Raw genomic sequence first — 26,825 nt, forward strand, 5'->3', positions numbered from 1 at the left:
ATATTTAGTGTGAAGAGAACGTTTACATGACTTCGAAGGAGATGTTGATAATCACTACGGATCAGATGTCTTACGACCATATGGCAGCTCAGATTATACAGAACTACACTATTGAGAAACCTGTCGTTTCATATATTCGTCATAATGAGAATCTGACATATCATGTCGTTGATGAAGCAAGCGGGCAGAAGTATCTGCTACGGATACACCAAGCCGCATATGCAAGTATGACAGGCATTCAGCATACGCTTTCTGCGCTGGAGGCAGAGATGAATCTGCTTCATGAGTTAAATGCAACGACAGCATTGCGCGTGCAACATCCGGTACGCAATGCATCGGGTGATTGGGTCACGCTATGGACAAGTGAGGCAGGGAAAGAGATTTGTTGTACGGTACTGGAGTGGATTGAGGGAAGGGACATCCAGCAGGGAGAACGCCTGACAACAGAGCAGATCTATGATCTTGGGGCACAACTGCAGATGCTTCATCAATATGGGCGTGAGCAGAATCAGACAGATCGAACAAAGGTGCGTCCGGCATATGGCAATAGCCATGAGAACTTGGTCATGCTCGGGCAGCTAGAAGAAGGCGTCCGACTGGGGATTTTTACAACGGAAGACTTCGATCTGCTTCGTGAGACGTTTGAGAACATTAATGAGCAGTTAGAAACATACCCGCCGCACGCAGGGACATGGGGGATCATTCATGGGGATATTACTCGCAACAATCTGCTGATAACGGAGCAGGGGATTTCCATGATTGATTTTTGTCTACACGGTTATGGTTATTATCTTTTTGATGCCGGAGGGGCAGCACTTATGTTCAATCGGGAGGAACGTGACATATTTTTATCCGGTTATACCCAACAGATCGCACAACTGACGGATCGTGATATCCGGTTAATGGAAGGGTTTATGTTGATCTTTACACTGGGTTATTATGCCTTTCAGATGGCGAATGAGTCGAGGCACGAATGGATGAAAGATCGCATGCCGAAGCTATGCAGCAAGTATTGCCGACCTTATGTGCAAAATGAGCGTATTTTCTATGAGTTATGAGGTGTTTCCTTTTCTAGGAGCTATAACTTAGGATTAAGATTGTGAATATTACCTGGGCGTCCTGAACAATCGGGGTGCTCTTTTTGCATGCATTAGATAGCGATCGTAATGGACATTTATGAAGAAAGTATAAACTCTGAGGAGAGTCAACTTTTCTTAGCTACAATATAGTCATGGGAGGATGAAGCAGCGATGAGAGACAGCGAGAATATATTGCTGGTGGAGGATGATCCGGAGATTGCCCGTATTTTGAGAGACCATCTACGTCATGAGGGTTATGGTGTAACTTGGGCATCAAGCGGTTTGGAGAGCTGGGAAGACTTTAGGGAGGGAACCTATCAATTAGTCTTGTTGGATCTGATGCTACCGGAAATGGATGGGTTCACGGTATGCAAAAACATTAGACTGATCAGCGATGTTCCGCTGCTCATGATGAGTGCTCGAATCGAGGAAGAGAGCAAAGTTAGGGGGCTTGGGCTGGGAGCTGACGATTATATTACGAAGCCCTTCAGTCTAACGGAACTTACAGCTCGCATTAAATCTCATCTGAATAGGTACCGCAGATATCAGGGCGTAGAGCCGGATTCGACAGATAGACAGTATAACGATGGGTTATCGATTGATTATTTGAATCAGCGCGCACAGGTTCATGGAGAACATGTGGCACTAACCAACAAGGAATGGGCTTTGCTCATACTGCTTGCTTCTCATCCTGGCCGGGTGTTTACCAAGGCGGAACTGTATGAACATGTCTGGAGTCAGCCAGAGGCGGGGAACTCGAGTACAGTCACAGTTCATGTGAAGAGCCTTCGGGCCAAGCTTGGTGACGAGCCCCATCATCCACGCTGGATTCAGACGGTGTGGGGCAGTGGTTACCGGTTCGTGGGGGAGCCTGAGGAATGAAGTTGAAGTACTGGTTAATGCTTGCCTTCCTCATTGTAATGCTGCTGCCTGTCGCTGCTGGATGGGCGCTGTACTCCCTGTATAACTATTACAATGATCAGCGTGCCGTAACGGAATATGTGGAGTTGTCCGGACAATTGGCTCCTATTGAACTGGCTTTATCTGACCCGGGACTGTACCAGCTGCACTCGCCTGATGCTTTCGCTGCACTCTCTGAATTGGAGAATGGTCGGGTGAACTTTGCTCTGTATTTACCAACAGGGATTCGGGTGTACACATCAGAGGGGAGTACATGGTCTGCTGGAGCTTACACCGTTGGGGGGGCGGAGCTGTATCGTAATTTGTACAACTTACAGATTCGTCATCGTACATTCTCGTTGAAGAAACCCGTATGGGAAAAGGGTGAGTTGGTCGGCATTTACGAAATCGTCATGCTGCGTGGAGATTGGCTGGAAGGCATATCCTTGCGGACTACCTGGGTCATGGGTCTCGCTGCTACTTTCTTTATTCTGTTATACGGAACAGTGCTGTGGTTGCTATCCCGAAAGCTCTTTCGGCCGATGAAATATCTCATAGAACGAATGGATGCTTTTGCACGGGGAGAGGCTGCTACGGATGTGGTACCTGTTCGTCATGATGAAATGGGCATCTTGCTCCAACAGTTTGATGCAATGCAAGACAAGATCAGACATACTCAGGCCGATGTGGAGAGGGAGCAAAAAGAAAAAGAGCTCATGATCGCCTCGTTATCCCATGATCTGAAAACACCGTTGATGTCCATTAGTGCTTATACGGAAGTACTTAACGGTGATCGTCAACTGAAACGCCTTGAAAGGAAGGAATATCAGGATGTGCTGCTCGGAAATGTGGAGCGGATGAAACAGATGATTAGTGAACTTGAGATGTATACGGCGTTGGGTTCCAGTGAATCGGAGATGGCCATGGTTAAGGTGGAAGGTGAAGAGTTTTTTGATATGCTGCTTGGGAGCTATGAGGGACTTGCCGAGCGTGGTCAGATTGACGTGAAGATGGATGTCCGCACAGATCAACTGTACCGAGTTCATCCCGAACAACTGATGCGCCTGACAGATAATCTGATAAATAATGCACTACGCCACACAAGGACGAACGGTGTAATGGGACTAGGGGTTATTGCTTCAGATTGGGAGCTTCCTGAATGGATTATTCCTTCGCTTAGAGCTGAATTGGATAACTACAGGGCGGGAGCAACATTGATCATAGTACAAAACGAAGGTCCTGCTATTCCTGAGGAACAGCTCATTCGTATCTTCGAACCCTATGTTCAACACCAGAATCAGGAGGAGAAGACATATGCAGGTGGTTCGGGATTGGGATTGAGTATAGCCAAACGGGTTGCAATAAAGCACGGAGGGGATATGCGCATGTGGTCATACGAAGGATATGGAACGCTGGCAGCATGCCGATTGCCTGAACATGGAGAATGTAAACGCAGAGAGGGTGGATAAGATGATGAAAAAAGGATGGATGATGCTGGGTACTGCTGTGTTGGCAGGCGCCCTGCTTGGAGGTTGCGCGGAGAAGGATATGCTGGCTATGTCAGGAGATGAGATGATTGAGAAGGTTGTCTCAGCAGAAACAGAACCCGCCTCGTATTATGCGGAAGGTGTGATGAAGATATGGGCGGATGACAAGCTGACTAACACGATGCAAATTAAGGAATGGGTAGATGGTGAAACCGGACGAAAGCGCACGGAAACATCAGAGAATGGCAATGTCAGTTACGCAGTTAATGATGGAAAGAAGATCATCATATATGAAAAAGAAACAGGGGCAGCATATTCCATGGATGCATCTTCCGTGTCACAACAACCTAATCAAACCCAGAAGCAAATATTGCTCGATCAACTAGAGCGGTTACGTACTACGCATGATGTGAATATGATGGGACAGGAGAAACTTCATGGACAGGACGTCATTCATATTGAATTGACACCAAAAGAAGAAGGCGCATTCTCCATATCTTCTGAGTATTGGGTAGATCCCAAAACGTGGATGATTGTCAAAGTAAACAGCGCGTATGGGGATGGAAAATCAGAAATGGTCTATGATCCGATTCAGTATGACCCTGAATTCACAAAGGATACTTTCGTAATTGACATCCCTAAGGAGGTCGATGTGAAGGACTTGAACGATATGATGCAGAATTCCGAAGTGACCCTAGAGGAAGCGGAAAAAGCGTTGGAACAGCCGTTCCTACAGGACATGAGTGGAGAATTCGAACTATCACGGATCGAAATGTCTACATCGCGCGGTGAGCTGAGCAGAGATGAAGTAACCTTGTATTATGTGAGTAACGACAAGGTAGAAGTCAGCCTGACGGTATTCAAGATGCCGGAAGAAAATGTGGACGATACACTAATACCGGATGAAGCCGAGATTAAGGTTCGTAACACCGAGGGTTCATATATGAAGAGCATTCGGAACATATCATGGAGTGAGAATGGCTTGCGGTACTCCATCATGGGTGAAAACGAAGGATGGACAAAGGCAAAGCTGCAAGCTTGGGCGGAAGAACTGACCCTTCCCAATCCGTCTAGATGAGCTAAAGAATAATAAGGTTGCCGCAGAAACGAAGCGGCAGCTTTTTTTGTATGTTCTCCTTTTAGTGTGGTGGATATCTATTCGATCTCCTTTCAGTCCATTCCAAAAAGGCAAGAGGGCAACTTCACGTTTACAGTTCAATATGCATATTTATAGAAGACAATCTTGATTTGGTGATGGAGGCAGGAGAAGGGGGCATCGCAGGATGGCTGTTTTATCAACAGGGCCAATTGAAAATAATATAGTGCTGGGAAGCGGTGAGCGTCCTACACAGAGAATTACAGTGAAGTTGGATAATAGGAATATGATTAGTTATTATACAGTTCTTGTTCAAGGATACTATTTGGTAGGTGTACGCACATTATATATTGAAGAGTTGTTCAATGTTTTGCCTAATCAGGTAATAACCAAAGATTTTTATGCGGATTTGGACGGGTTTGAATTTGTTTTTACAACGGGTGATGCTACTGTGGAGGATGTGCAGATTTCGGTCTGGGGTAAAAACCAGAATGGAGAACTGGTCACCGCCCACCGTCTCGTATCTGAGGAATTACTGGGTGGATACAGTGCTATTTCAGGTGTAACTGGAGCCACTGGCGTGACCGGAGTCACTGGAGGTACTGGGGCTACAGGCGCGACTGGATTGACAGGAACAACAGGAGTAACTGGGGCTACAGGTGCAACGGGAACGACAGGAGTCACGGGATCCACCGGAATTACTGGAGATACAGGAGCGACAGGTGTAACGGGAGCCACCGGAATCACTGGCGATACGGGTGCAACAGGCGTCACAGGCGCGACCGGAGTTACTGGAGAAACGGGCGTGACAGGAGCAACCGGAATTACTGGTGATACAGGTGCGACAGGTGTCACGGGATCCACTGGAGTTACTGGGGATACAGGCGTGACAGGAGCAACCGGAGCCACTGGAGATACAGGTGCAATGGGAATAACGGGAACGACTGGAATTACTGGAGATACAGGCGCGACAGGTGTAACGGGAGCCACCGGAATCACTGGCGAAACGGGTGCGACAGGAGTAATGGGCACGACCGGAGTCACTGGAGATACAGGTGCAACAGGCGTGACTGGAGCCACCGGAGTTACAGGCGACACAGGAGCAACAGGTGTAACGGGAACGACTGGAATTACTGGAGGTACAGGTGCGACAGGTGTAACGGGAACGACTGGAATTACTGGAGTTACAGGAGCAACAGGTGTAACGGGAGCAACCGGAGTCACTGGCGATACAGGAGCAACAGGCGTGACTGGAGCAACCGGAGTAACTGGCGATACAGGTGCGACAGGTGTCACAGGAGCAACTGGAGTCACTGGCGATACAGGTGCGACAGGCGCAACGGGAGCAACTGGAGTCACTGGCGATACGGGTGCGATAGGCGCAACGGGAGTAACAGGGACGACCGGAGTTACTGGGGCTGCAGGTGCAACAGGCGTAACAGGGGCGACTGGAGATACTGGTGTTACAGGCGCAACAGGCGTAACAGGGGCGACTGGAGATACTGGTGTTACAGGTGCAACCGGATTGACGGGAGCAACAGGAGTCACTGGAGATACAGGCGCAACGGGAGTAACAGGGACGACCGGAGTCACTGGTGTTACAGGTGCGACAGGCGTAACGGGGACGACCGGAGTTACTGGGGCTACAGGTGCGACAGGCGTAACCGGAACAACCGGGACGGCCGGAGTAACGGGAGCAACGGGAGCGACCGGAGTCACAGGGGTTACAGGTGCAACAGGCGTAACCGGAACAACCGGGACGGCTGGTGTAACGGGAGCAACGGGAGTGACCGGAGTCACTGGGGCTACAGGTGCGACAGGCGTAACCGGAACAACCGGGACAGCCGGAGTAACGGGAGCAACGGGAACGACCGGAGTCACTGGGGCTACAGGTGCGACAGGTGCGACGGGAACAACCGGGACGTCCGGAGTAACGGGAGCAACGGGAACGACCGGAGCCACAGGGGTTACAGGTGCAACAGGCGTAACCGGAACAACCGGGACGTCCGGAGTAACGGGAGCAACGGGAGCGACCGGAGTCACAGGGGTTACAGGTGCAACAGGCGTAACCGGAACAACCGGGACGTCCGGAGTAACGGGAGCAACGGGAGCGACCGGAGTCACTGGGGCTACAGGTGCGACAGGTGCGACAGGTGCGACGGGAACAACCGGGACGGCTGGTGTAACGGGAGCAACGGGAACGACCGGAGTCACTGGGGCTACAGGTGCAACAGGCGTGACGGGAACAACCGGGACGGCCGGAGTAACGGGAGCGACCGGAGTCACAGGGGTTACAGGTGCAACAGGCGTAACCGGAACAACCGGGACGGCTGGTGTAACGGGAGCAACGGGAACGACCGGAGCCACTGGCGCAACAGGAGCTACTGGATCGACAGCAGCTTCTGCCCCTGCGGATTCTTCCTTGTTTGCTAACAGTCAGACAGCGGCATTGGCTCTTCCATTGACCGGTGAAACGACCATTCAGACACTTAATGTACCCGTGGTGGCAGGTCAACGCGTGAAAATCGATAATAGTACACAAGTAGCGGTAGTTGTAGGGTCTAACTGGAGTGTCGCATATAACGTTAACCTGAGACGTAACGGAGTTCTAATTAATCAATTGCAGCTCTCACGAACCGGTAATGCTTCGGGAACGTTGAGGTTTCTTTCTTCCAACACCTACGTGGATACTGCTCCTGCAACAACTACTAACGCATATACAGTAAGTATTGAATTTACAACAACTAGCAACGTCACGAGTGCCTCAGCGGAAGTGAGAAATATTAATGCTATTCGCTTCAGTTAAAATAGACATCGGACTTATGGTAATTACACGTTACTTTTGTTGACATATATGATATTGTACATTACTCTATGGGTATACTTGATCAAAAACTTAGAAATGTACCCATTCGAATCGAATTAAAATAATACAGCGGATGATAACGAGCGGGAGAGACCTGGGTTAGCCGAGCAATATGGCTAGTGTTCAGGCACCGAAGGAGCAAGCTGCTGCGCACCCGGCGCAGTCGTTAATCTCTCAGGTAAATGTACCATCGTTGGACGCAACTCTGGAGAGTGCGCGAATTGCGCCACCCAAGGGGTATATGATCAGTCAGCCCGGTGAACTTGTCTGTAATCGCAGGCAGTGCACCCTTGTCGTGAGACACTGCTGATCGTGAAACTCTCAGGTATCGAGGACAGAGAGAGGGCCTAAGGCCTTCTTCTGTCCTTTTTTGATGTCATCATATCTAAATAAGGGACATTGTGGTGAAACTCCTGGATCGAAATGACGAATACATTTTACAAATATGAATCATGATTAATAATGGAGGGTTACAAGTGCGATTTAAAGATGTTTTCTCAATTATTGGTCCATCGATGACGGGGCCTTCAAGTTCACATACAGCTGGTGCGGCAAGGTTAGGAAGAATTGCTCGTCAGTGGCTGGGATGTACGCCAGATCGTGCCCGGCTGACGCTGTACGGTTCATTTGCAGATACGTATCAGGGGCACGGAACAGATTTGGCACTGATCGGTGGTCTGCTGGATTATGTCACAGACGATCCGCGTATCCCGGATGCAGAGCAATACGCAGAGGAAGCGGGCATGGAGGTTGAGTTTTATACAAGTGGCCTACCTGCTCCTCATCCAAATACGGTCAAAATTGAGTTGTGGCATGGAGAACGTGCCTGCTCCTTAATCGGTGCATCCATTGGTGGTGGAAGCGTATCCGTGCATTCGATGAATGATTTTCGTGTTCAGATTAGTGGTGAGTTTCCAACACTTGTTCTGCGACATGCGGACAAAGCAGGGGTGCTTGCATCGGTAACGTCCACGATCAGTTCATCCGGGGTTAACATCGGGTATATGCAGGTGGACCGGAAAGCCCGTGATGGCGAAGCGCTTACCGCGATGGAAATGGATGGTGTGCCTAATCCTGATATGCTCAAGCGTCTAAGGGAGCTGGACCATGTATTGGACATTCGTGTCATTGATTTGAAGAGAGGAGTTGATTCGGATGCGGTTTAAACATTTGCACGAACTGAATACGATCTGTACAGCAGAATCCAAAACCATTGCTCAGCTGATGATCGAGGAGCAGGTTCAGGAGACCAATACACCGGAAGCGGATGTTGTGAAGCAGATGTCTGAATATTATCAGGTGATGAAGGAAGCGGTACGCAAAGGGTTAACGGAAGATACGACATCACGCAGTGGATTAACAGGTGGAGACGGCAAAAAAATGGCCGAGTACATTCGCAAGGGTGAGACTTGTTCAGGAGATGCTTCCGCACTTGCCATGGCGTATGCCCTGTGTGTATCTGAAGTGAATGCCTCCATGGGCCGGATCGTGGCAACACCAACAGCCGGTTCCTGCGGCATTATCCCGGGTGTTTTTATCAGTTCACAGGAGCGATTTGGCTGGACGGACGAACATTTGGTGAACGGGTTGTTCTGTGCGGGGGCGATTGGTTATGTTATTGCCAACAATTCATTTATCTCCGGTGCCGAAGGTGGCTGTCAGGCGGAAGTGGGTTCCGCTATCGGCATGGCTGCGGGTGCCATGGTTGAACTGCGTGGAGGTACACCGGAACAGGTTGTTCATGCCGTTGGTTTGGCGTTAAAAAATACACTGGGCCTTATCTGCGATCCGGTCGCAGGCCTTGTTGAAATCCCGTGCATCGTCCGTAATGGACTGGGTGCAGTTACGGCGCTGGCTGCGGCTGACATGGCCCTGGCCGGAGTGCGTAGTGCCATTCCGTCAGATGAAGTCATCGATGTCATGCTGGAAGTAGGCAGTGCGATGCCGAGCCGCCATCGGGAGACAGCCCAAGGCGGGTTGGCCCAGACGCCAACAGGCCGCAAAATGATGCAAAAGCTGGCTAAACCAAAGGCAAAGCGTGCCGAGCCTGAGACGGAGTCGAAACCAGCGGATTCTGACACAACTACAAGTGGGGCGGACAATGCTCAAGTGGACAAGGGTACTCAGGTTTAAGCTGAACCGGGACCACCGATATATAAATCAGTGACATTATGATGTATAACGGCGAATACAAAATTACAAAACAAGCGTCCGCGAACCCGAATCCGGGTTATGCAGGACGCTTGTTTTATGCTGCCAGATGAAGCGAAGTTAGGATACTTATATTTGACTTCAGATGAATGTGTATTATGACTCTAGTTCTGGCTCACAGCCGTACTCAGTACGGCATATCCATACGCGGGCAGTTCAATGGCGAGTATGCCATCTTCCTTGGCAGTACGATGGTTTCCGCCGAATAACTCGGTCCATTCCTCGTCACCAGCCTCCAGCTCGACAATAGCCGTCTCTTCTGATCGATTGAACAGAACCAGAATGCGTTCCTCCTCATTTTGTCGCTCAAATACCAGTTGGCTGCCATCGGGACGAGCCTGCAGGAAACGAACGGTGCCTTCTGCACGCAGGGCAGGATGAGCATGACGTAGGGAGATCAGTTTCTGATAAAAGTTAAACAGCTCTCGGTCCTGCTTTGCTTCATCCCATTCCATGCATTTACGGCAGCCCGGATCATGTTCGCCGTCCATGCCAATCTCGTCTCCGTAATAGATGCACGGAGCACCCATATAACTGAACTGGAATAACGCAGCCAGCTTCATCTTGCGCTGGTCGCCTTCACACAGCGTGAGCAGCCGCGGGGTATCGTGGCTGTCCAGCAAGTTAAACGCCACTTCGCTGGCCTGAAGTGGATAACGGGATAACTGTCGCCCGATGGAGTTCGCGAATTGTTCGGCGTGCATTGTATTTTTCACAAAGAAAGCATTCACGGCATCGGTAAACGGATAGTTCATGGACGCATCGAACTGGTCGCCTTGCAACCAGGAGGAAGACTCGTTCCATACTTCCCCCAGAATATAGGCCTCCGGATTAGCGGCTTTGACTACACGGCGGAAATCACGCCAGAATGCATCGTCCACTTCGTCTGCTACATCCAGCCGCCATCCGTCCGCACCCACTTCCTTGATCCAGTACTCGGCAACCTCCAACAGATAGGCCTTAACCTCGGCATTCTCCGTATTCAGCTTTGGCATATGCGCTTCGAATCCGAATGTCTCATATGTTGGAATGCCGTCCTTCACGTCCAGCGGGTATTCATGTACATGGAACCAGTCCTTATATTTGGATTGTTCTCCGTTCTTCTGCACATCAACAAACGGAGCAAATGTCTTCCCGGAATGGTTGAACACGGCATCCAGCAGTACGCGAATTCCACGTGCGTGGCACAGCTCGACCAGTCGTTTCACGGTATCTGCGTCACCAAAGTGCCGGTCTACCTGCAGGTAGTCTTCGGTATCGTATTTGTGATTGGTGGTGGCTTCAAAGATCGGTGTGAAGTAGATCGCATTAATGCCAAGATCGCTGATGTAATCCAGATGGTCAATCACGCCCTGAAGGTCACCGCCGAAGAAATTGAAAGGTGTCGGCTCACCACCCCACGGCTCTACCTTTTCCGGACTAATATCCGGGTTGCCGTTGGCGAATCGTTCAGGGAAAATCTGATAAAACACCGCGTCCTTAACCCATGCAGGGGGTGTGAATACAGCTCCGGCATGAATATAAGGGAACTGGAACATACGACCCGGATCGTCTGGTTCTTCTTCCTGGAAGTCCGTCTCGGTCATCCAGATCTGTTCGTCTCCGTTTTTGAGCAGAAAAGAGTATTTCAGTCGGTGGTAGGGAGGTTTCACCTCACCCTCGAAGTAATCGAACATGGAGTCAGAGGTGAACTTTGTTAAGGGAACCAGCGCTTTGGTTGCATCCCACGCATATTTATCCCCGGTCAGGGCATGTACCTCGGTCAGATCATTCTTTTTGGCACGCAGGCGCAGATGGATTGTATCTTGGTCATAGGCATAGGCCCAGTTTCGTTTCGGTTGATGATAGATGGCTTCCAGCAGCATAATGAATTTCCTCCCGTCAGGTGTAGAACTAGTATGTACTTGGTAGACTTGATTAATATGACATTCCCCACGTTAATGGATAAGCTATAATTAGCATGTATGGTAACGTAAAGGACTTCAACATTTGCTCAACAAGACATGAATCCATATGATATAGACAGCTTTTATCATGATGATGCTCAGATATATCATTAACCCATTGGGGGCAGAAAGGAAACGAATATTCGGATGAAAACCAAACTGTTATATATTGAAGATGATACGGAAATTGCGACTTGGGTCAGAGCCGATCTGGAGGAGCGCGGTTATGAGGTGGTATGGCTCGGCAGTGGTGAAGGTGCAGCGGAGGCTGCTGTCGGTTGTTCACTCATTATTCTTGATGTCATGCTGCCTGGGCTGGATGGATTTACGGTGGGCCAGCGACTGAAAAAAGAACATCCCGCCGTGCCCATTGTCATGCTCTCGGCCAGAACGTCCATTGACGATAAGTTGCACGGTCTTGATTTTGCCGATGACTATGTGACCAAACCATTTCACCCCGATGAACTGGCTGCCCGGATTGAAGTACAACTGCGTAAGGCAGGAACAGCGGTCTCATCGGATACAGCCCTGAAGCTGGATCATCTCTCCATCTATGAGAAGGACAACCGGATCGTCAATGAGGAGACGGGAGATGAGATTATTTTATCGGGAAAACAGTTCCACATCTTCGCCTACCTGCTACGACATATGGGCATGATTCGAACCAAAGAGCAGATCTATGAAGCCGTCTGGAACGAGCCCTATCTGGATGGGGACAAAACTTTAATGGTACATATTCGACATCTACGCGAAAAGCTGGAGCTTGATCCGGCCAATCCAGTAGTTATTCAGACAGTCCGTGGTGTGGGATATCGTGTGAAGAAGCCATGATTCGGTGGTTCAGAGAACGGAAGATCATGAAGGGAGAACGGAAGGGAGAACGAAGCATGGAGCAAAAGCAATCCGGGCGGCGCAAGCTTCGCTTTGGGCGGTCCTTGATGTCCAGATACATCATTCTGATCTTGGCGGCTGTATTATTTGTGCCCGTTGTGCTTCCGATCATATCCGTTATATATATTGTTGTAGTGAATAACACGGACACGAATATGAACCGTGCCGCTCCTTACGGTGATGTTACTAAGATCAGTAACCTCTGGTCACATGAAGCGAAGAACTTGGATGGTGCTTCGGATGAAGAGATTAAGGCCCGGTTGGAGCAATTACATGACTCGTATCCCAAATCTTCCATGTATCGTGTGAATGTGAGTGGTGAGACCCTCTTTATTCTTGGTGGTGAAGATGTAACGCTTCTGAAATCCACGTCGCCGGATGGCAGGACAGATACGACATTGAGATGGTCACTGGATTCCGGGCAAACGACAGAGACTTATATTCCAGCCTTATGGAATGTAAACAATACGGTGCAATTCATGAAAGTAGCTTCCTTTCGCGATCCACTGACTGTAGTTGCATATATTGGCGGAGCTGAGCAGGACAAAGGACAGGGATTCATGATCATTGAAGTGCCGCGGTCACTTCTGCAAATGAATCAGAGTAACTGGCCGATGGAACTCTTGTATCTTGGTATCGTAATGACCCTTATCTTTCTGATCTTCATCGTTATGTCGATTCTCTTCTTCGCACGCATTCGCAAACGACTTATTCGGTTGCAGACGGCCATGATAACCACAGGCAAGGAAGGCCTCCCGCTTCCGGTAGATATCCGCCGGTCAGACGAGATTGGTCAACTAGAGGAAGCCTTCAATCAGATGGTGCATCAACTGTCCGACAGCCGCCACCGTGAACGCGAGGAAGAACAATTGCGCAAACGTCTCATTGCGGGGCTTTCCCACGATCTGCGTACCCCGCTAACGGTGATTCGTGGACATATGCATGCTTTGCACAAGGAAGAGCTGAGCGAGCAAGGTGACCGTTCATTACATCGCATGGAAGCAAAGATGGAGGACCTCGGCGGGCTCATTGACAACATGTTATCCTACAATTTGCTCACGAGTGGGAAATATACACTGAAGCTGGAAGAGAAAGATATACTGCGGATCGTCAGGGAAACGGCGGCCGCCTGGTACCCAGTCTGGGAGAAGGAGCAATTTGAGATTGATATTGACCTCCCGGAGGAACCGCTGATCTGGCATATGGATGAACAGGGCATGCGTCGTATTCTTGATAATTTGTTCCAAAACGTGATCCGTCATGCCGACAGCGGGAAATATATTGGTATATCAACTCAGGAGATTCAGGGTGAGACGGCCATCGTTATTCAGGATCGGGGTCCGGGAATGCAACAGGAGTCCGACACAAAAGGCACAGGTCTGGGCTTATCCATTGTAGACCTGTTGATTCGTGAGATGGGTCTGCGCAAGCGGGTAGACAGTTCCGATACGGGTGTCCAGACATATATCTACAGTGGTAAGGGAAACAGGGAAACAACCAACCGCTGAAATAGCTTTTTTAAACTAAACTTAAACTGGAGACTACTTTGGCTTTAACCTTGGAAGGTTACGATAGTTCTGAGGTGATCATACAGTGAGTGAAAATATTATTCAAACGGCTAATCTATGGAAAACATACCGGGACCGTGCAGCGGTCCGTGAACTTGATCTGCATATTAAAAAGGGAGATATCTACGGCTTCCTCGGTCCCAATGGCGCCGGCAAAACAACAACGATTCGCATGCTTCTCGGCTTGATTAAACCAACCAAAGGCGTGATCCGTGTCTTCGACAAGGACATCCGCAAGGATCGCATGGATATTTTGCGCCGTGTGGGTTCCTTGGTCGAATACCCGTCCTATTACGGACATCTGAACGCAGTAGAGAATCTGGAAACTTTGCGCCGCATCATCAATGTACCAAAATCAAGAATTGCTGAAGTGCTGTCCATTGTAGATCTGACCAAGGATGCCAAACGTTCAGTGAAGGGGTATTCCCTTGGGATGAAGCAACGTCTGGGTATTGCCAGCGCTTTGCTGGGTGAACCGGAGCTGCTGATTCTGGACGAACCAACGAATGGGCTTGATCCTGCCGGTATTCAGGAGATTCGGGAACTGATCAAACGCATGCCGCTGGAACATGGCATTACCGTTCTGGTTTCCAGCCACTTGCTGAGTGAAGTCGAACAGATGGCAAGTCGTGTTGGTATTATCCGTGAAGGCAAGATGGTGCTTCAGGATACTATCGCAAGTCTGCATAGTCAGACGGGTAGCTCTATCCGGTTAACGGTTTCCGAGCCGGAAGAGGCTATGAAGCTGGCGAGAGAACAGGGCCAATTTGGTCAGCAACAAGGTGCTGCATTAACGTTCCCTTATATGGATAACAGTTCAGTGGCACTGCTTGTACGCCGATTAATTGAGCAGGATCATGATGTGTATCGTGTAGAGGAACAGCGTCAGTCGCTGGAAGATCTGTTCATGCGGGTCATTGGCGAGGGGGCTTCCATATGACCGGGCGAGCATTATCGTCAGACTGGCTCAAGATTCGGGGGAAAGGGATCTGGTTTCTTGTCTTTCTGGCCCCTCTTGGATTGACAGCGATGCAGGCGCTTAATTTTGGCTTACGGTTGGACTATCTGAAAGAGCAGTATGCAGATAACCTGTGGGGCGGATTATTGGGCAATGTGGTTGTCTTTGTGCCCTTGTCTCTGATGCTGGGAGCAACCATTCTCAGCTCCATGATCGCTAATGTTGAGCATGAACAGGGATCTTGGAAACAGTTGCTCGCGATGCCCATTCCCAGATCAGCCGTGTATTTAGCCAAGTTCCTGCTTGCTTGTGTGCTACTGGTGATCTCCTGCCTGCTCTTAACCGCAGGCATTGTAGGTCTGGGTCTGATCCTCGGATTCCATGCCAGCGAAATACCTTGGACACATGCAATCAAGCTGGGGCTATTGCCTTTGGCTGGTGCACTTCCGGTGTTGTCACTGGAGTTGTGGCTCACGATGGTTAACAAAAATCAGGCGCTTCCCGTCACCCTGGGCATCGTTCTCGCGATAACGGGTATGTTCTCACTCAGTATCTCACCGAGCTTTCCGCTCGCATGGGCACAGATGGCCTGGAATGGGCCTAATCCATACCTGTATGCAGGCATGGGGGCAGGTCTAGGGTTATTGATCCTGTTGCTGGGTATGATGCATTTTAGCCGGAAGGATGTGGCCTGATATGAGCTTTGCGACAACGTACTTCCGAATTTTGTCCGCTGAACGATTGAAAATGGGTAAATCGCCCATATGGCTCCTGATTCTGCTGAGTCCACTCATTGCGCTGCTCATCGGACTGTTGTCCACGCCATCGGGAAATTGGCAGGTATTGATGACCACGATGGTTTTCCTGCACGGATTGTTATTGTTACCGATGCTGACTGGCGTGTTTACGTCCTTTGTCTGCCGTTTTGAACATGCAGGTGGAGGGTGGAAGCAGATGCTGGTTTTGCCGCTCACACGTTCAGGTGTATATGCAGGTAAACTGACGATTGTACTCATGCTTCTGGCGGGTACGCAAGCATTGTTGCTGATGTCCATTCTGCTGGCAGGCATGATTCATGGCATTACGATGCCAGTACCTTGGGGATTCTTGGTAGGCAAACTGCTGCTTGGGTTGCTGGCCTGTGTACCCTTGGCTGCCCTACAGATGTTCGTTTCATTGGTGTGGAGCAGCTTTGCCGCACCGCTCGCACTGAATTTTGCACTGACCATACCGAATATTCTCATTGTAAACTCGGCGACATATGGGCCGTATTATCCATGGGCACAACCGATGATTCTGATGACACCCGTGGACGGCACAGGTTTCGGAGCCTACAATGTTCCACTGATCACAATGCTGGCGGTTGTTGGAGGCAGTGCTGTTATTTTCATTGGAATCGGCATGATGTATTTTGCGAAAAAAGAAATCTGAATAATTCGTTACACCCTTGGTTATCGTAGATCAAAATCCTCTTTAAGCAAAACATGCAAACTCCATTGTATGTAGGCTTCAGGAGGATTTTTTCTAATGTCTGACCCACCCATCATGAATGGTCAGCTCCCGAATGATTTTGGCTGGTGCCCCGGCTACAAGTGTATTGTCGGGTACATCTTTGGTTACCGTGCTTCCTGCTGCCACGACTGCATTTCTGCCAATAGTCACTCCGGGCAAAATAAGCGCGCCTGTACCAATCCAGGCATTATCCTGAATCACAATCCGCTTGGCAGTCTGGCTCCCGTCATCCAGCGAGTCAATTCGGTGGTAGGCACTGTCGAATATGCTTGTTCGAGGACCAATCATGACGTTATTGCCGATGGTCACTTCAACGTTAGCGGCAATCCCCACACCTGCATTAATCATGACGTCATCGCCAATGGTTAATCGTGCACCTTTGACCACGGTTAACTGGGTTCCCCAAGGTTTGCCTATAATGTTAAGACGTTTTCCCACCTGCAAGTCACCCAATTTATTCAGATAAACCTTACCCCTGATTCGTGGCAGCAGGCCAATAGAGGGCTGGATTTTACCAAAGATGGCCAAACCTCTTAGTTTACCGTAAACAATTTTAACTCTGTTGGGCAGCATGATTCATCCGTCCTCTCCGTAATCAAAAAAACTTTTTTAAAGATTATAGCCTTTTTGATACAAAATGTATCGTTAATTTTACATCGAGGCATCATAAGAGCAGATGATCTCTCTTTCTTTGAGAAAATTTGCTTCAGGCGGGGGTCGGGTTCATCCTCTCAACTCCCTAACGAATCTGAGGAGTCTTAATCATGGATTTGAAGTGATCTCAGCAATCTAAGGAACCTGAGACATGTTATATCCAATGAAACAACCGTTTGCAGCGTATATGACAGGAGATTATGGGGATTAACGTGTCTGATGTTTCTTAAAATATAAAAAGAGCACATGGACGCTAAATAAGATGTCCTGAGTTCTTTAGAAAATCGTTTAGCCATCCGCCAGAATCAGCTGACGTGGAATTGAACTTCAAGCTTGTTAGAGGCTTAATTTGATCTTTGTATAAAATGTCTGCCTTTGCAGGCACCTCCTAAGTAAATCAAAATTCCAAGTATTACCTCACACATCACGTGAATTGAATCATAGATTACAAGCAAAATGAGACGAGAATCTGGTAAAATAAAAAAAGCTGTTTCTAGGCAGGCTTACATGGTTATTCGAGGGTAGGCCCATTTTTGTAAGGGATAATTAATCCCTGCTGTTAGATGAAGATATTGGCTGAGAAAAGAGGGGTAAGCCTTGGATATTAATAAAACGGAAACCCTGAAGCGCATTATTTCTGAGGGAAGTTCTTACCAATCACTGTTTTTTAACCATCCGGATGCCATTTATGTAATGGACATCCATGGAAACTATATTGATGCTAATCCCTCGGTAGAGCGGATATCTGGGTATACACTGGATGACTTGATTCGTATGAATCAGAGGGAGATCTGTCCTCCGGACAGTGAAAATTCACGTAAACAATACATTAAAGAGGTACTGGCTGGACGTTCAGTCAGTAATCCCATTACTTTTTATCATAAAGATGGATCCCTGAAACAGGCAGAGGTAACGTATGTGCCTATAACGGAGGAAAAAGAAGTTGTAGGAATCTATGGCATTGCCAAAGATGTTACCGATATCCTGGAAGTGCAACGTGAGCTTAAGGAGGCACAGGAGAAATATCAGGTGCTGGCTGACCATGCACAAGATCTGATTACAACTTGTGCTACGGATGGCGAGTTGTTATACGTTTCCCCTTCTGTGTACACCTTACTGGGTTATAAGCCGGAGGAAGTCATAGGAAAGTCCTTCAAGGATTATTGTTATTCGGGAGATTATCCAGACCCTATGGATCTTTCCAAGATCGGCAATGGCTGCAAGATGCGTGTGTTGCACAAGAAGGGACATTATATCTGGATGGAGACATTGGCGAAACCTGTGGCTGGAGAGTCTGGAAAGAGTGTCCAGATTGTAAGCATCAGCAGGGATATTACCCAACATAAGGATGCGGACCGACGTCTTCGAGAAAGTCGTCAGCGATACAGATCGTTGTTCGAACATAACCCGGCAGCTGTGTATTCATTGAATCTGGAAGGTAAATACAGTGCAGTAAACAGCAAACTGGTGCAAATGTTGGATATTCCGCGCAATAAGCTTATTGGCCAATCTTTTTTATCCAATCTGGATAAATGTGAAGTGCAACATGGCAAACATTATTTTGACATGGTGAAGCAAGGCGAACCCCAATATTATGAGACCCGAGTTGTCAATTCAAGTGGTCGGAAGATTGAAGTATCTGTTACGAATGTGCCCATTATTGTGGATAAGGAAATGGTCGGCGTTTATGGGATCGTGTCCGATATTACCGAGCGCAAGGAATACACGGAACGGATTCAGGAGCTCAGCAAGCAACATGAGCTGATTCTCAACACGGTTACGGAAGGAATATTTGGTTTGGATGCGGATGGAATCACCATGTTTATGAATCCAGCAGCAGCTTCGATGTTCGGTTATGAGGCGAAAGAATTCATTGGCAAAAACTCACATCCCATCATCCATCACACCCGTGCAGACGGAAGTCATTTGCCACAAGAAGAATGCCCGATCCACATGACCGTGTTGGATGGGCAGATACGTTCAATCAAGGAAGATGTGTTCTGGCGTAAAGATGGCAGCAGCTTTCTGGTGCAGTATCAGGTGACGCCGATTATTGAACAGGGACAGATTCAGGGTGCGGTGGTTGTATTTAATGATGTGACTGGCGAACGTGAAATTGTACGTGCCAAAGAGACAGCTGAGCTGGCAGCTCAGGCCAAGTCGGAATTTCTGTCGATGGTTAGCCATGAGATCCGGACACCGATGAACGGGATCGTGGGGATGACAGAATTGTTGATCGGTACCGATTTATCGGAAGAACAGCGTGAATATGCGGAAATTATTCGAGACAGCGGCGATGCTCTGCTGAACATCCTTAATGATATTTTGGACTTCAGTAAGCTGGAATCCGGGAAAATGGCACTGGCTTATGAACCATTTGCATTACGTAAGATGCTGGAACAGGTTGCCGAACTGTTTAAACCGCGTGCAGATGAGAAACATCTGGAGATCAGATATCGTCTCAATCCGAGCATCCCTGAGTTCATGGTCGGTGACGCCATACGTATCCGGCAGATTCTGGTGAACTTGGTTGGCAATGCGCTCAAGTTCACAGATCAGGGAAGCATTGAGGTTGCCGTGGATATTATCAAGGGCAGAAAGCCTGAAGACAGTGTTCTTGATTTTGCGGTGCAAGATACGGGAATTGGCATCCCCGCTGACAAGCTGGATCAGTTGTTTCAGTCCTTCTCTCAACTACACCCGGTGATTAACCGGAAGTATGGTGGTACCGGACTGGGACTGGTCATCTCCAAGCGACTCGTGGAGATCATGGGAGGCAGTATCAGTGTCGAGAGTATAGAAGGGGAAGGCTCAACCTTCCGGTTTGCTGTTCCTGCGGCGAGTGTAGATGCTTCAGCAGAACAGACAGCAAGTCAGTTCCATCATGATCGCACACGTCAAAGTGACAAGGTCGCCATGCGTATTCTGGTGGCGGAGGATCATCCGGTAAACCGGAAGATTTTGCGAGAATATCTGGAGAAGCTCGGATACCACGCAGATGTATGTACTAATGGTGTGGAGGCAATTGATGCCATCTCTCAGAATGCTTATGATATTGTCCTGATGGATATTCATATGCCTGTGATGGATGGACTGAAGGCGACAGACCTGTTACGCCGCCTAATTCCACAGGATCGCATACCTCCAATCATCGCAGTTACAGGCAATGCCAAACGTGAAGACAAGGAAGCTTGCCTGGAGATGGGTATGCGTGACTTCATTAGCAAACCGGTTATGCTGAGTGAGTTGAAGCGAGTGTTACAGCAATGGGGACCAAGGGACGAACCTCAGCTTGCACCGAATTGAACAACTACTCAAATCAATTATGAAATTGATTCATCTGGCTGTGAAAAATAATAAGCGCAAACATGCCAATAATCCTCCACTGATGGAGTGTTATTGGCATGTTTGCGTTGGCCGGCTTTTGAAGTTGAGCTGAAGCATACAGTGTGGAGTTGTACACGAATGGCTTATACCAATGTCAGACGATGGATGTTACCTGATAGGATTTCACAGGAATTGTTGAATTTCTCACGTTCCGTTGCATCCAGATTCAATTCGATAATCTCTTGAATACCATTGCCACCGATGATTGCAGGAACACCGACGCAGACGTTATGTTGCTCGTACTCTCCATCCAGGATAGCTGATACGGCGATGATCTTGTGTTCGTCATTGAGGATGGAACGAGTGATATGCGCGAGGGCATTGCCGATTCCGAATTGGGTAGAACCTTTACGGGTAAAGATCTCCCAGCCGGCATCCTTTGTTTTGCGTGCAATATCCTCCAGATCCAGATGTTTGAAGCGCTCCTTGTGCTGATCCATGATATGCATAATCGGTTTGCCACCGATGGTCACATGCGACCAGGCCACGAACTGGGATTCTCCATGCTCTCCGAGAGCATAACCATGCACACTGCGTGGATCGATGGAGAAGACTTCAGACAGCAGTGTTTTGAGTCGTGAAGAGTCAATGGACGTGCCTGTACCGATGACGTGTTCGCGCGGGAGGCCGGATAATTTCCATACCATATAAGTTACTATGTCAACCGGATTGGCAGCGACGACAAAAATCCCGTTAAATCCACTGTTCATGATCGGGACCACGATGTCTTTGGCAATCGACTCCGCTTCCTCCAGAATATCCAGCCGTGTCTGTCCTGGCTTGGGATTTGCCCCGGCAGTTAAGATAATAACATCCATATTGCCACAATCGGCGTACGTGCCTGCATATACCTTGGTGCGGTTATGTGTGAAATCCATACAATGGGAAAAATCCAGTGCCTGTGCTACAGCACGGTCATACGTCCGGTCCACCATCATAATTTCCCTGCATATCGATTGATTAATCATGGAATACGCACAACTCGAACCGACAAGACCCGCCCCGATCACCGCTACTTTGCCTGATTTGCCTAACACTGCCGTTCAGCCCCCATTTAGATTGATATTTATCCGTTACTCATGCGTCCTATGTTAAGTATAGTCCTTTATTTTATGCTGTAATCCACTTCTACGTTACATAAGATAACACATGGAAAAGTTGTGCAGCAATGATATCCGCTATCGCGGGAGCGTATTGGAGTAACGGAGTTAACAAAATTGACATGAATAATCCATAATCATAAGATTTGACGGCGTTTGCACCTGTGTCATTCGACATGACAGCATTCATGTTTGTTGTCGGATGGGGGGTTATTTGTGCGGATCATATACCTGACAAAACTTCTTAGGAATCCGCAGAAACAGAACAAAACCGCCAAAGGGATCTGCCGAGAAGCTGACGAATACATACGGACAAGCAAAACATAAACATACTTTATCCATGAGACAGGTTGCCCCGATCCGATGACGGTTTCATAAAGGAACGCTGAAGCCATAATGTTTTTATCCAAGAATCAATTTCATAACTCACTAAAGGTATTATGAAATTGATTCCCAAAAGACTTCATTCCGGGAGGGAATTAATGATGATTGAAGAAGCAGGAGCAACGACGGAAACGGCCAAGAGCCTGGGCATAGGTGCCAGTACTCTTCGTAAATATGCGGCGGCACTGGAAGAACAGGGATACCGGTTCGAACGGTCAGCCAACAAATCCAGACTATTCAAGTCCGACGACATCGAGTGCATTGAACGCCTGATGACTGAACTCAGAGAGCATAATCTACCCCTGGCTGATGCTGTGGTGACTGTATTGGCTCCAGAAGTACCTGTAGCTGTAGTAGAAGTAGATGTCCCGGTGGTGGGAATTGAAGGTCTGTCAGAGACGGAATGTGCAGCGACAGTCATGTCATCTGTACTCCCTCAAGAACCTGAAATAATGGGTAATCTGAGATCCTATGAAGGTCTGGGGCAACTGGTAAGTGAGGTGACTTATGGTGCTGTAGAACAACAGCAGGATGATCGGGTACAGTTGCTGCAACAGCGGGTCGATGAACTGGAGCTGACCCTTCAGCATCTGGCTGATACACATATGGCTCTTCAGGAACAGATGGAAAAACAGCGTCTATGGATGAACGAGAAGCTGGAAGAGGAGCGGGATCGTGAACTCGTAACCAATCTGCGCAGTTTTCAGGGAAGAAAACGCAAACCCAAAGGAGTATCCCTACGTATGTTGTTCGGGTTCCTGCCCAAGAAGCATAAGGAAGCTTGAGCAACAGGCATTTACCCATCGTGATTTTGCATTATGGGCCTGATATAATAAGCTCCATACAACATGAAGACTGGCAACGAACTGCTCAGTATAGATAAAGACTGAGTGGATTAGGAAGCTGGCGTGGGAGGATCTGTGGAGCTGCGACGAAGTTGGCAAAGATTGCTCGGACTATGGACGGATCGTCCTCGGCGGAAAGGCACGACCATTGCTGAGCGTTATACAATACAGGAATTGCTGGGTATGGGGAGCTATGGGCTGACATACCTGTGTACAGATGACCAGAACGGCAGGGAAGTGGCATTGAAGGAGTCCAAACCTAGCAAGGGCAGACTCTCTGCGCACCTGTTGGAGCGGGAGGCGGACGTGATGAGACGTCTGCATCATCCGGCGATCCCTGATCTATTGGATGTGTTCACATCTGGGAGACGAAGTTATATCGTTACCGAGTATATTCGTGGACAGACGCTGGAAGATTGCATATTTGAGCAAGGTCTTCGATATACGGAGCGGGAATGTGTGGAATTGGCAGGTCAACTGCTGGCTCCAGTGGCTCATTTGCATGAGCAGGGATATATTCATGGAGATGTGCGGATTCCCAATGTTATTTTACGTGAAGGTACGGTGCATTTGATTGACTTTGGCCTGGCGAGACGCTTGGGGGAGCCGTTGTTGCCGGAGCTGAAGCGACGTATGCGTGAAGTCCCTGAGCCTGAAGATGAACCGGCTATACCGGATCATGATTTGCAGGATATCGGCCACTTTCTTCTCTTTATGCTGTATTCGGCTTATGAGCCAGAGAAGGGCCGTGAACCCGCCAGCTGGCAGGAGGAACTGAAGCTTACGCCGGAATTGCACCAGATGCTGGAGCGACTCCTTGGACTCCGGCCAAGTTATGAGGGTGGGGCGACAGAGTTACAGGCAGAGATTGAGAATATGTTGCTGAAATTACAATGAAATAAGCTCTATAGGCGGACCTATATTTGTTATCCGTGACCTCTTCGTATTATATCTTCAGGGGTCTTTTTCCTTTTTGCTGAAAATGCAAAACGTATCAAAACAGTGGGTTAAATGATATAATGGATAACAATTACACGTTGAAGGAGGCGATTCATCTTATGCTTAAAAAACTGGAAGGCGATCATGCCGAATTATTCAAAACATGGTTTCATAGCAAAAAAGACACCATTGTGGATATTGAAGGTAAGCATTATTTAATCAAGCCGCTGGAAAACGTGGTTCAGGAAGAAATAGAAAGTGATCTGGAGCTCAAAGCTTTAATTATGCAAGCCAAAAAAGATATTTCTTCGGGTAGGGTCTACTCTACAGATGATATAATTGACGCAATTGAAAAAGGGAATTTATAGATGTTGATCCAGTGGACACCTTCAGCAAGACAGGCTCTCGCTCAAATCAGAAGTGTTCGTTTTACTCAGGAAAATTGATACATACTTATATAGAAACAATAAAGGGGTGTTCTGTTAGCCGTGTGTATGGCTAGCGAACACCCCTTTATTACATATTCATTTATTGTAGCGTCTAATAAGCTGTTGTGTGATCATTGCTCTTAAAAGCAGTCGTGTTAGCAGCTTAGCTGGAGCTGTATTTTCTGCTTTTGTAATACCCGGAGCCACTACGGCTATCCCGGTATTTCACATCCGAAGAAGAATAGCGCTTGTATGAGCGCTTGCCTGAGGAACTGCTGTGACGTTTATATGAGCGCCTGTCGGAGGAGCTATGACGTTTGCGGTGAGATGAAGATTTGGAATCGATAAGTTTGCCGATAATCTTTTTGAACATGAGCTTTCACCCTTTCGACTTCAACTGTTTTAAGCATATACGCAGCTAAATCAGAAGGGGTTTCGATTTTTTCATGGATAATTGTATTCATTGGACAGGAGCTTGGCGTATAATAGGATGTTGCTGATCGCACGGAATTTTTTATTTTGAGTGTTTAGCGTTACAATAGAGGACAGGATAAGATTTTAACGGACAGGAGTAGTTGTTATGATTACAATAAAGACCAAAGAACAGATTGAATATATGAAAAAAGCCGGAGAAATTCTCGCCGCATGCCATAGAGAAATTGCAAAGATGATTCGTCCAGGCATTACGACACAGGAGATCGACCAGTTTGCAGAAGCTTTTATGAAGAAAAATGGCGCTACGCCGGAACAAAAGGGATATAACGGATACCAATATGCGACATGTGCGTCGGTTAATGATGTGATCTGTCACGGGTTTCCGGGAAAATATGCATTGAAAGACGGCGATATCGTTACAATCGACATGGTCGTTAATCTGAATGGCTGGCTGGCGGATTCGGCTTGGTCATATGCCGTAGGTGAAGTGACTCCGGAAGCACAACATCTGCTGGATGTAACGAAAAACTCTCTGTACAAAGGCATTGAACTTGCCGTGGTGGGCAACCGGATCGGAGATATCTCCAATGCGATTCAAGTGTATGCAGAAGGTGAAGGCCTATCGGTTGTGCGTGAGTTTATCGGACACGGCATTGGTGAGAAGATGCATGAGGAACCACAAGTCCCTCACTACGGTCCGCCTCATCGGGGTCCGCGTCTCAAGGAAGGCATGGTTATTACGATCGAACCGATGCTGAATATTGGTACGTTCCGAAGTAAGCTGGATTCAGATGGATGGACTGCTCGTACTTTGGATGGAAGTCTGTCTGCCCAGTATGAACATACGATTGCGATTACGGCGGATGGTCCAGTGATTTTGACAGCACAATAATAGCCAAAAGCAGCTACAATGTGACGATATTTGCATATTTCAAGGCGGCCCACGTTTGTGAACCGCCTGTTTCGGTTTAAACTATTAAGAAGTGATAACACAGAGCCAGTGGTAAGTGATCTCAGCTGACAAGGGTTAACCTTGCGTCCACTTGGCAACAAGGAGGTAATTTTGGTGTCTTTAAATAAACAGATCGTACTTGCTTCTCGTCCCGAAGGTGCCCCATCCAGAGAGAATTTCAAATTCATTGATGCACCTCTTCCTGAACCGGAAGCTGGGCAAGTCCTGGTACGTACATTATATTTGTCGGTTGATCCATACATGCGGGGCCGCATGAAAGATACAAAATCCTATGCTGCACCGTACGCGTTAAATGAAGTGATTAAGGGTGGAGCCATTGGACAGGTTGTGGAATCTTCGGAACCGAATCTGCGCAAAGGTGACCTCGTATCCGGTATGTGGGGCTGGCAACAATATGCCGCAGTGAATACGGCTGATCTTTCGCTAATTGATACCGAAGAAGCACCAATCACGGCTTACCTGGGTGCGCTGGGCCTGACGGGTCTGACGGCTTATTTTGGTATGGAGGACATCGGCAAACCGAAGGACGGCGAAACGGTTGTTGTATCGGGAGCAGCCGGAGCGGTAGGCATGATTGCAGGTCAGATTGGTAAAATTGTGGGAGCACGCGTGGTTGGTATTGCAGGCTCTGATGAGAAATGCGCTTATTTGAAAGAAAAGCTGGGCTTCGACGTGGTGTTGAACTACAAGAAGGAGCAGGATATGTCAGCGGCCATTGAACGGGCTTGCCCGGACGGCGTAGATGTCTACTTTGACAATGTTGGCGGTGACATCTCGGATGCAGTCTTGCGCCACATCAATCGGAATGCACGTATTCCGTTATGCGGTCAGATCTCGTCCTATAATCTGGAGAAGCCGGATATCGGGATGCGACCACAGACGTTGCTGTTAACAAATACAGCATTAATGAAAGGTTTCCTGCTGGGTGACTATACGAAATCCTTCAAGGAAGGCCGCGCCAAGTTGGCGAAATGGATCAAGGAAGGTCATATCCAGTATGAAGAAAACATTGTGGACGGGTTCGAACAGACGCCGGAAGCATTCATGGGTCTCTTCTCGGGAGATAATCTGGGCAAGCAACTGGTTAAGGTTGCAGATCCTGAATAGATATTGAATGGTTTACATGTACAATTAGGTTGAAAACGAAAAGACACGTTCTGCACACC

At 48.2% G+C, this 26,825-nt stretch carries 21 protein-coding genes and 1 riboswitch; of the genes, 18 read left to right on the forward strand and 3 right to left on the reverse strand.

Annotated features, from left to right (window positions below; all coding sequences use genetic code 11):
• The first annotated feature begins 65 nt into the window (after positions 1-65).
• The 7 genes from MHI52_RS02615 (at position 66) to sdaAA (ending at position 9,561) form a co-directional block, all read left to right on the forward strand.
• Positions 66-1,058: a phosphotransferase enzyme family protein gene (locus MHI52_RS02615; RefSeq protein ID WP_405158383.1), complete on the forward strand. Its 993-nt coding sequence runs from the start codon at positions 66-68 to the stop codon at positions 1,056-1,058.
• A 192-nt stretch (positions 1,059-1,250) separates the two neighbouring features.
• Complete coding sequence (locus MHI52_RS02620; RefSeq protein ID WP_047840351.1) at positions 1,251-1,961, forward strand: response regulator transcription factor; 711 nt, start codon at positions 1,251-1,253, stop codon at positions 1,959-1,961.
• Positions 1,958-3,448 carry an ATP-binding protein gene (locus tag MHI52_RS02625; RefSeq protein ID WP_353883095.1) on the forward strand — a complete coding sequence of 497 codons (1,491 nt, stop codon included), beginning with the start codon at positions 1,958-1,960 and terminating at the stop codon, positions 3,446-3,448. Before MHI52_RS02620 ends, MHI52_RS02625 begins: the two co-directional genes overlap by 4 nt.
• Positions 3,384-4,544: a hypothetical protein gene (locus MHI52_RS02630; protein WP_353883225.1), complete on the forward strand. Its 1,161-nt coding sequence runs from the start codon at positions 3,384-3,386 to the stop codon at positions 4,542-4,544. Before MHI52_RS02625 ends, MHI52_RS02630 begins: the two co-directional genes overlap by 65 nt.
• Positions 4,545-4,749: 205 nt before the next feature.
• Positions 4,750-7,368, forward strand: coding sequence for a beta strand repeat-containing protein (locus MHI52_RS02635; RefSeq protein WP_405158384.1), 2,619 nt, complete (start codon positions 4,750-4,752; stop codon positions 7,366-7,368).
• A 134-nt stretch (positions 7,369-7,502) separates the two neighbouring features.
• A riboswitch (glycine riboswitch) is annotated at positions 7,503-7,627 on the forward strand.
• A gap of 277 nt (positions 7,628-7,904) precedes the next feature.
• The gene (sdaAB, locus tag MHI52_RS02640; RefSeq protein WP_074093257.1) at positions 7,905-8,594 is read left to right on the forward strand and encodes an L-serine ammonia-lyase, iron-sulfur-dependent subunit beta; all 690 of its coding nucleotides are present in this window, start codon (positions 7,905-7,907) and stop codon (positions 8,592-8,594) included.
• Complete coding sequence (gene sdaAA / locus MHI52_RS02645) at positions 8,584-9,561, forward strand: L-serine ammonia-lyase, iron-sulfur-dependent, subunit alpha (RefSeq protein WP_405158385.1); 978 nt, start codon at positions 8,584-8,586, stop codon at positions 9,559-9,561. Before sdaAB ends, sdaAA begins: the two co-directional genes overlap by 11 nt.
• A gap of 182 nt (positions 9,562-9,743) precedes the next feature.
• Here sdaAA and MHI52_RS02650 read toward each other — a convergent pair whose 3' ends face one another.
• Complete coding sequence (locus tag MHI52_RS02650) at positions 9,744-11,504, reverse strand: alpha-glycosidase (protein ID WP_405158386.1); 1,761 nt, start codon at positions 11,502-11,504, stop codon at positions 9,744-9,746.
• A 228-nt stretch (positions 11,505-11,732) separates the two neighbouring features.
• Between MHI52_RS02650 and MHI52_RS02655 the strand changes: the two genes are divergently transcribed.
• From MHI52_RS02655 to MHI52_RS02675, 5 genes are all read left to right on the forward strand, one after another.
• A complete protein-coding gene (locus MHI52_RS02655) occupies positions 11,733-12,416 on the forward strand; it encodes a response regulator transcription factor (protein WP_017690959.1) in 684 nt (227 codons plus the stop codon).
• Between the two features lie 56 nt (positions 12,417-12,472).
• Complete coding sequence (locus MHI52_RS02660; protein WP_405158387.1) at positions 12,473-13,984, forward strand: histidine kinase dimerization/phospho-acceptor domain-containing protein; 1,512 nt, start codon at positions 12,473-12,475, stop codon at positions 13,982-13,984.
• An 85-nt stretch (positions 13,985-14,069) separates the two neighbouring features.
• The gene (locus MHI52_RS02665; RefSeq protein ID WP_047840345.1) at positions 14,070-14,984 is read left to right on the forward strand and encodes an ABC transporter ATP-binding protein; all 915 of its coding nucleotides are present in this window, start codon (positions 14,070-14,072) and stop codon (positions 14,982-14,984) included.
• On the forward strand, positions 14,981-15,697 hold the full coding sequence (locus MHI52_RS02670) for an ABC transporter permease (protein ID WP_339285259.1): 717 nt from the start codon (positions 14,981-14,983) through the stop codon (positions 15,695-15,697). The genes MHI52_RS02665 and MHI52_RS02670 overlap by 4 nt, the downstream gene beginning before the upstream one ends.
• Position 15,698: 1 nt before the next feature.
• On the forward strand, positions 15,699-16,433 hold the full coding sequence (locus MHI52_RS02675) for an ABC transporter permease (RefSeq protein ID WP_405158388.1): 735 nt from the start codon (positions 15,699-15,701) through the stop codon (positions 16,431-16,433).
• A 93-nt stretch (positions 16,434-16,526) separates the two neighbouring features.
• Here the strand turns inward: MHI52_RS02675 and MHI52_RS02680 are convergent, their stop codons facing one another.
• Positions 16,527-17,087 (reverse strand): acyltransferase, encoded by a 561-nt coding sequence (locus tag MHI52_RS02680; protein WP_405158389.1) that lies wholly within the window; start codon positions 17,085-17,087, stop codon positions 16,527-16,529.
• A 678-nt stretch (positions 17,088-17,765) separates the two neighbouring features.
• On the opposite strand from MHI52_RS02680, the gene MHI52_RS02685 reads away from it, so the two are divergent.
• Positions 17,766-20,474: a PAS domain S-box protein gene (locus MHI52_RS02685; protein WP_405158390.1), complete on the forward strand. Its 2,709-nt coding sequence runs from the start codon at positions 17,766-17,768 to the stop codon at positions 20,472-20,474.
• 164 nt (positions 20,475-20,638) lie between these two features.
• Here MHI52_RS02685 and MHI52_RS02690 read toward each other — a convergent pair whose 3' ends face one another.
• The gene (locus MHI52_RS02690; protein WP_405158391.1) at positions 20,639-21,592 is read right to left on the reverse strand and encodes an L-lactate dehydrogenase; all 954 of its coding nucleotides are present in this window, start codon (positions 21,590-21,592) and stop codon (positions 20,639-20,641) included.
• Between the two features lie 545 nt (positions 21,593-22,137).
• Between MHI52_RS02690 and MHI52_RS02695 the strand changes: the two genes are divergently transcribed.
• The 5 genes from MHI52_RS02695 to MHI52_RS02715 all read left to right on the forward strand — a co-directional run bounded on the left by MHI52_RS02695 (position 22,138) and on the right by MHI52_RS02715 (position 26,766).
• Positions 22,138-22,824, forward strand: coding sequence for a hypothetical protein (locus tag MHI52_RS02695; RefSeq protein WP_051447040.1), 687 nt, complete (start codon positions 22,138-22,140; stop codon positions 22,822-22,824).
• A gap of 135 nt (positions 22,825-22,959) precedes the next feature.
• Positions 22,960-23,781 (forward strand): serine/threonine protein kinase, encoded by an 822-nt coding sequence (locus MHI52_RS02700; RefSeq protein ID WP_405158392.1) that lies wholly within the window; start codon positions 22,960-22,962, stop codon positions 23,779-23,781.
• Between the two features lie 161 nt (positions 23,782-23,942).
• On the forward strand, positions 23,943-24,191 hold the full coding sequence (locus MHI52_RS02705; protein WP_036672183.1) for a hypothetical protein: 249 nt from the start codon (positions 23,943-23,945) through the stop codon (positions 24,189-24,191).
• 640 nt (positions 24,192-24,831) lie between these two features.
• The gene (gene map, locus MHI52_RS02710; RefSeq protein ID WP_036607489.1) at positions 24,832-25,578 is read left to right on the forward strand and encodes a type I methionyl aminopeptidase; all 747 of its coding nucleotides are present in this window, start codon (positions 24,832-24,834) and stop codon (positions 25,576-25,578) included.
• Between the two features lie 174 nt (positions 25,579-25,752).
• Positions 25,753-26,766, forward strand: coding sequence for an NADP-dependent oxidoreductase (locus MHI52_RS02715; protein ID WP_036607487.1), 1,014 nt, complete (start codon positions 25,753-25,755; stop codon positions 26,764-26,766).
• Positions 26,767-26,825: the final 59 nt, after the last annotated feature.

It is taken from the genome of Paenibacillus sp. FSL H8-0283 (assembly GCF_045040675.1).
GTDB lineage: Bacteria > Bacillota > Bacilli > Paenibacillales > Paenibacillaceae > Paenibacillus > Paenibacillus amylolyticus.